The organism is Limnohabitans sp., assembly GCF_044373035.1.
Taxonomy (GTDB): domain Bacteria; phylum Pseudomonadota; class Gammaproteobacteria; order Burkholderiales; family Burkholderiaceae_C; genus Limnohabitans_A.
In genome coordinates this window covers 1-5253 of sequence record NZ_JBILQU010000144.1, presented here as the reverse complement: position 1 = coordinate 5253, position 5253 = coordinate 1, and the positions used below count along the sequence as shown (strand labels likewise).

Sequence of the window (5253 nt, the reverse complement as noted above, 5' to 3'; positions counted from 1 at the left end):
CCAATTTGGTGGGAATTTTCTCGTCGCTCACCCCGATCTTATTGCTGCCGCTGCTGTGGGTGATTTACCGCCGCCACCCCGCTTGGGGGGCTTGGGCTGGGGCGGTGATGGCGGTGGCCGGGGCGGCTTTGATCTTGCAAGCCTGAAGCCCTGACTCCAAGCTTTGTAGGAGCGGTCTGCGACCGCGATCAGCCCGCCAGAGCCGCCTTCACAGCAGCAGACACCTGACCCATGTCGGCCTTGCCAGCCAATTGGGCTTTGACCGCACCCATCACTTTGCCCATGTCGCCCGGCCCCTTGGCACCGAGCTCGGCCACGATGGCCTGCACGGCCGCAGTGACTTCTTCGGCCGACAAGCGGGCTGGCAGGTAGCCTACCAAGACAGCCATTTCGGCCTTTTCCTTGTCGGCCAGGTCTTGACGGGCGGCTTGCTCAAACGCGGCGATCGAGTCTTTGCGCTGCTTGATGAGTTTGTCCACGATGGCCACCACGGCGACATCGTCCAGTTCGATCCGCTCGTCCACTTCTTTTTGCTTCAAGGCCGACAGCAGCAAGCGGATGGTGCCCAGGCGCTCAGCGTCTTTGGCGCGCATGGCGGTTTTCATGTCTTCGGTGATTTGTTCTTTCAGGCTCATGAGAGGCTCCTGCAACGGGGTTTCAACAAAAAAGGAAATCAAGAAACAACAAAGCCCGCCTGAGCGTCCTCCAGCGGGCTTGTTTGCAGACCTTGACGGTCGTACAAATCAGAAGATCAATACATCTTCTTGGGCAGCTGCATGCTGCGCACGCGCTTGTAATGACGCTTGACGGCAGCCGACTTTTTGCGCTTGCGCTCAGTGGTGGGCTTTTCGTAGAACTCGCGGGCACGCAGGTCGGTCAGCAGGCCGAGTTTTTCGATGGTGCGCTTGAAGCGACGCAGGGCAACGTCAAACGGCTCGTTTTCTTTCACGCGGATGGTGGTCATTGAATCAAAGTTTCCAAAAATGTGCCGACTGCGGTAGCAAGGGAGATCGGGCCCTTGAAACCCAGTTTCGGCGGATCCCCATCATGAACTGGTATTTGGCAGACGGGGGGTTGCCAGTAAAGCCTGAGATTATAGCCATGAAATTCAGTTGTTCAGCCCCCGCTGGTGCGAGGTTAAGGGCCTCGTTGGTTGGCCAGTGCTGTAGCGCACGCATGGCCGCTGGCCCAGGCCCATTGGAAGTTGTAACCGCCCAGCCAGCCCGTCACATCCACCACTTCGCCAATGAAGTACAGGCCCGATTGCTTGGATTCCATGGTTTGCGAAGACAGGTCTCGCGTGTCCACGCCGCCCAGGGTGACTTCGGCTTTTTTGTAGCCTTCGCTGCCGGTGGGCGTGAGCGTCCAGTTCGACAGCGCCTCGGCCAACTGGTTCAGGGCTTTGTCTGGCACCTCGGCGGATGTGCGTTGCAAGGCCGGGACCTGGCTGACCCAGGCCTCGGCCAGGCGACTGGGCACCAGGGTGGCCAATTCGTTGCCCAACAGTTTCTTGGACCGTGACTTGGCGTCTTGCAGGCGGACTGGCAGGTTGACCTCGGGGGCCAGATTCAGTCGAATGGGCATGCCTGGCAGCCAATAGCTCGAAATTTGCAGCACCCCTGGGCCTGACAAACCCCGGTGGGTGAACAGCAGGTCTTCGTCGAAGTGCATGCGGGTTTTTTTTTCACCAGTGCTGATGCCCACGGGCAAGGCCAGACCCGCCAGCTGGGCATAGGGTGCCCAGGCCGCCCCGTCAAAGGTCAAAGGCACCAAACCGGGGCGGCGCTCGACCAGACGCAGGCCAAACTGGGTGGCCACATCGTAGCCCCAGCCCGTGGCCCCGATTTTGGGGATGGACAAGCCACCTGTGGCCACCACCAAAGACTTTGTTTGGACTGGGCCTAGTGTGGTGTCCAATTCGTAGCCGCCATCGGCCAAGTGACGAACAGCTTGCACGCTGCAACCCATTTTCAGGGTCACGCCACCCGCTGCGCATTCGGCCAGCAGCATGCGGATGATGTCTTCGGCCGAGTGGTCGCAAAACAGCTGGCCCTTGTGCTTTTCATGGAAAGCGATGCCGTGCTTTTGCACCAAATCAATAAAGTCTTGTGGGGTGTAGCGCGACAGGGCCGAGCGGCAAAATTGCGGGTTTTGGCCAGTGAAGTGCTTTTGTGGGGCGGATGCGTCGAGCAAGCGGTTGGTGAAATTGCAACGCCCGCCGCCCGAGATGCGGATCTTTTCGGCGATCTTGTCGCTGTGGTCCAGCACCAGCACCCTCAAGCCACGCTGGCCTGCCACGCCTGCGCAAAACAAGCCGGCAGCCCCAGCACCCACGATCACTGCATCCCATTGGTTCATGCGAAAGAGTGTAGCTTGGTAAAGTGTTGCTCATGCGCATGCAATGCGCATAGAATCTTCTGCAATGAGGGCGTACGCCATGTCAACTTTTGAATCCACCGCTAAAAAACCAGTCAACCTCTCGCTCAGCGAAGCGCTGGTGCAGGAGTCCCGCGCTTATTGCGGCAACCTCTCCGCTAAGGTGGAAGAAATGCTGCAGGCGTATGTGGTGTCTGAGCGGCAGTCTCGCCAGCAGCACAGGGCGCAAGCCCAGCGGGCCGTGACCGACTGGAACGCGCTGCACGATGCGGCGGGCTCTTACGCCGATGGGCACTCCACACTCTGAACCGTGACCGATGGCGCAATACGACGTTCTTCTGAACCCTGGACCCATGCGTGCCACCGTGCCCATGGTGGTGATGGTGCAGTCTTCGCTGTTTGACGGCTACCGTCGCCGGGTTGTGGTCCCGCTGGTGCTGCGCTCGGCCTTGCCAGCTGGGGCCAAAGTGGCAGGAACGCGCATGAACCCGGTGTTCAAAATCAAGGGGCAGACCTTGGTGTTGCACCCGCTGGACATGGTGTCGGTGGCCTGCGATCAGTTGGGCCCGTGCGTGGGCAATTTGGCAGATCAGGGGCAGGTGATCGCCGATGCCCTCGATGAGCTGCTCACGCGCAGCTGGGGCTGAGCTTAGGCGGCTTTTTGAGCGGTTTGTGCTTGCGCACCCCAAGTCCGCGCGCCTTGCACCACATCGCCCACCACGATGATGCTCGGGCTTTGCAGGCCTTCGCGCGCTATGGTGCCCACCACATCGCCGAGTGTCGTCAGGGCTTCACGCTGCTGGGGCAAGCTGGCGTGCTGCACGATGGCCACAGGCGTGTGTGCGGGCAGGCCTTGCAACAAACCACCCCTGATGTGCTCCAGGCTGCTCACACCCATGTAGATGACCAGCGTCAATTTGGCCTGCCGGGCGGTGGCCGCCAGCTGAGGCCAATCGGTCCCACCGTCGCCGGGTTTGGCATGGCCCGTTACAAATACCACGCCGTGCGCATGCTCTCGGTGGGTGAGCGGCGCACCCAAGCTGCTCATGCCCGCCAAGCCTGAGGTGATGCCGTTGACCACCTCGACGTCGATGCCTGCTGCGCGCAGATGCTCGACTTCTTCACCGCCCCGGCCAAAGATGAATGGGTCGCCGCCTTTGAGGCGCACCACCTGCTCGCCTTCTTGCACGGCGGTGATCATCAGTTTGTCGATGAAGGCCTGCGGCGTGCTCTTGCAGCCACCGCGCTTGCCCACATGCACGATGCGGGCGTTGGGCGAGGCGTGTTCGAGCACGTCGTCGTTGACCAGGTCGTCGACCAACAACAAGCTGGCACTGGCAATCGCTTTGACGGCTTTGAGGGTCAGCAGTTCAGGGTCACCCGGGCCTGCGCCGACCAAGGTGCAGCGGCCTGAGGTGGGAGTGTTCATGGCTTGACCTCTTGCAGGATGTGTTGGACTTGCAGCGCTAACGCCTGCGGCACGGGCAATTCGCCGCGTAAAACGCGCTGGATGTAAGCCGCCGTGGCCGCAGCGTCTGGACTGGGCAGGTCGGGCACTTGCAACAGGGCGCCTTCTTGTGGGGTCTGCACGCGCCGCGTGTGCCCGTCTTTGAATACATCCATTGCAGGCGTGCGCCGCGCATCGGCCACGCTCTCGCCTTCGGTGCCGCGCAGCAGCAGGGCATGCTGGCTGGTCAGGGCAAAGGTGGCCGACATGGACAGCAAATATTCGGGGTGGGTGTAGCTGCTCACCACCAGGGCTGGACCATCGCAAGGGTTCATGAGCTTGACCAAGCTGTGCCCGGGGTTGCGCAGGCCCACCACACGGCGCACAGAAAGCAGGCGCTCCAGCCCCGCGTTTAAAACGCCCGTGGGCACAAACACCACTTCGCCGGCATTCACTTGCGGCGAGGGGCCAGAAGCAGCCATGCCCAACTCGGCCAGTACCGCTTGGCTGCTCACCCGCTTGTCTTCGGTGGCCGTGCCGTGCATGACCACCGCCACGCCTTCGCGCGCCAGCAGCAGGGCCAGCAAGGGCGTGAGCACTGGCAGCTTGCGAGCGCCGTTGTAGCTGGGCAGCACCACAGCGGGCGCTGAGCCGATGCGAACTTTGTTCAGGCGTTGGTGCGTCGCATCCAGAAAACCGGCCATCTCTTCGGGCGTTTCGCCCTTGATGCGCATGGCGATGCAAAACGCGCCCAGCTCCAGATCGCTGACCTGCTGGTCCAAGATCATGCCCATCAGGTCAGCCGATTGCGCGCGGCCGAGCGCACGCGCTCCGTCTTTGCCGCGTCCGATGTCCTTGATGTAGTGGCCGATTCCCATGCCACGCATTGTGGGGGAGTCGATCTAACTGCTTGTTATATGGGTATGTCTATTGATCCGGCCCTTAGATGTTTGAATGGCCCATGTTTTTGTCGACCATGCTGATATGTTGTCTTTGTGGGAGCCCACCCCGTGGGCGATTGCATCCACGCCGCCAAGGCAAGCCATCGCCCACAGGGGTGGGCTCCAACAAAAACCCATCCCTTGACTGTTGTCCAAGAATTCACAGGGCCGGATCAATAAACTGCGCTCAAGCCGCCTGCATGCCGTGGCGCACCTTGGTCTCGTTACAAACGGCCGTTGCCCAGAATGCCAGCATGGTGCGCACGGCATCCGCTTGGCTGCTGGTGGTCACCACCGAGCCGGAGAAAGTGGTGATGATCTCCACTGCCGGGGGCAATCCGCCCACGATGGTGATGCTTTGCACGCCCAGCATTTCGCTCAGCTGTTGAAAGCCCAGCGCCACTTCGCCCAACGCCACCAGCGAGCCCACCGGCACGCCGGGTTTGGCCTGCACGAGGCGGTCCTTGATTTGTTCGGCGATGCCCCAGG

Annotated in this window: 9 protein-coding genes; 3 read left to right on the top strand and 6 right to left on the bottom strand. The window is 61.3% G+C overall.

Features of this window, described 5'->3' with window-relative positions; translation table 11 throughout:
• The first annotated feature begins 8 nt into the window (after positions 1–8).
• Positions 9–146, top strand: coding sequence for an EamA family transporter (locus ACIQ47_RS14490; RefSeq protein ID WP_396438779.1), 138 nt, complete (start codon positions 9–11; stop codon positions 144–146).
• 42 nt (positions 147–188) lie between these two features.
• On the opposite strand, the gene ACIQ47_RS14485 is transcribed toward ACIQ47_RS14490, so the two are convergent.
• The 3 genes from ACIQ47_RS14485 to ACIQ47_RS14475 all read right to left on the bottom strand — a co-directional run bounded on the left by ACIQ47_RS14485 (position 189) and on the right by ACIQ47_RS14475 (position 2358).
• Positions 189–635 (bottom strand): GatB/YqeY domain-containing protein, encoded by a 447-nt coding sequence (locus tag ACIQ47_RS14485; RefSeq protein WP_396438778.1) that lies wholly within the window; start codon positions 633–635, stop codon positions 189–191.
• A gap of 116 nt (positions 636–751) precedes the next feature.
• Positions 752–964 carry a 30S ribosomal protein S21 gene (gene rpsU, locus ACIQ47_RS14480; protein WP_019428257.1) on the bottom strand — a complete coding sequence of 71 codons (213 nt, stop codon included), beginning with the start codon at positions 962–964 and terminating at the stop codon, positions 752–754.
• 173 nt (positions 965–1137) lie between these two features.
• The gene (locus tag ACIQ47_RS14475; RefSeq protein WP_396438777.1) at positions 1138–2358 is read right to left on the bottom strand and encodes an NAD(P)/FAD-dependent oxidoreductase; all 1221 of its coding nucleotides are present in this window, start codon (positions 2356–2358) and stop codon (positions 1138–1140) included.
• A gap of 79 nt (positions 2359–2437) precedes the next feature.
• Between ACIQ47_RS14475 and ACIQ47_RS14470 the strand changes: the two genes are divergently transcribed.
• Together ACIQ47_RS14470 and ACIQ47_RS14465 are read left to right on the top strand one after the other, a co-directional pair.
• Positions 2438–2683, top strand: a complete 246-nt coding sequence (locus ACIQ47_RS14470; RefSeq protein ID WP_396438776.1) for a type II toxin-antitoxin system CcdA family antitoxin — start codon at positions 2438–2440, stop codon at positions 2681–2683.
• 10 nt (positions 2684–2693) lie between these two features.
• Positions 2694–3023: a CcdB family protein gene (locus tag ACIQ47_RS14465; RefSeq protein ID WP_396438775.1), complete on the top strand. Its 330-nt coding sequence runs from the start codon at positions 2694–2696 to the stop codon at positions 3021–3023.
• A 2-nt stretch (positions 3024–3025) separates the two neighbouring features.
• Here the strand turns inward: ACIQ47_RS14465 and cobA are convergent, their stop codons facing one another.
• From cobA to ACIQ47_RS14450, 3 genes are all read right to left on the bottom strand, one after another.
• Positions 3026–3805: a uroporphyrinogen-III C-methyltransferase gene (gene cobA / locus ACIQ47_RS14460; RefSeq protein ID WP_396438774.1), complete on the bottom strand. Its 780-nt coding sequence runs from the start codon at positions 3803–3805 to the stop codon at positions 3026–3028.
• Positions 3802–4701: a DNA-binding protein YbiB gene (gene ybiB / locus ACIQ47_RS14455; protein WP_396438773.1), complete on the bottom strand. Its 900-nt coding sequence runs from the start codon at positions 4699–4701 to the stop codon at positions 3802–3804. The genes cobA and ybiB overlap by 4 nt, the downstream gene beginning before the upstream one ends.
• A gap of 250 nt (positions 4702–4951) precedes the next feature.
• Positions 4952–5253 (bottom strand): substrate-binding domain-containing protein (locus tag ACIQ47_RS14450; protein ID WP_396438772.1); only part of this gene is annotated, 302 nt, incomplete at its 5' end.

What these genes read in the sequence shown, in the direction of transcription:
- cobA (WP_396438774.1), bottom strand. Translation starts at nt 3,805, where the DNA reads ATGAACACTCCCACCTCAGGCCGCTGCACCTTGGTCGGCGCAGGCCCG.
- ACIQ47_RS14475 (WP_396438777.1), bottom strand. Translation starts at nt 2,358, where the DNA reads ATGAACCAATGGGATGCAGTGATCGTGGGTGCTGGGGCTGCCGGCTTG.
- rpsU (WP_019428257.1), bottom strand. Translation starts at nt 964, where the DNA reads ATGACCACCATCCGCGTGAAAGAAAACGAGCCGTTTGACGTTGCCCTG.
- ACIQ47_RS14470 (WP_396438776.1), top strand. Translation starts at nt 2,438, where the DNA reads ATGTCAACTTTTGAATCCACCGCTAAAAAACCAGTCAACCTCTCGCTC.
- ACIQ47_RS14485 (WP_396438778.1), bottom strand. Translation starts at nt 635, where the DNA reads ATGAGCCTGAAAGAACAAATCACCGAAGACATGAAAACCGCCATGCGC.
- ACIQ47_RS14465 (WP_396438775.1), top strand. Translation starts at nt 2,694, where the DNA reads ATGGCGCAATACGACGTTCTTCTGAACCCTGGACCCATGCGTGCCACC.
- ybiB (WP_396438773.1), bottom strand. Translation starts at nt 4,701, where the DNA reads ATGGGAATCGGCCACTACATCAAGGACATCGGACGCGGCAAAGACGGA.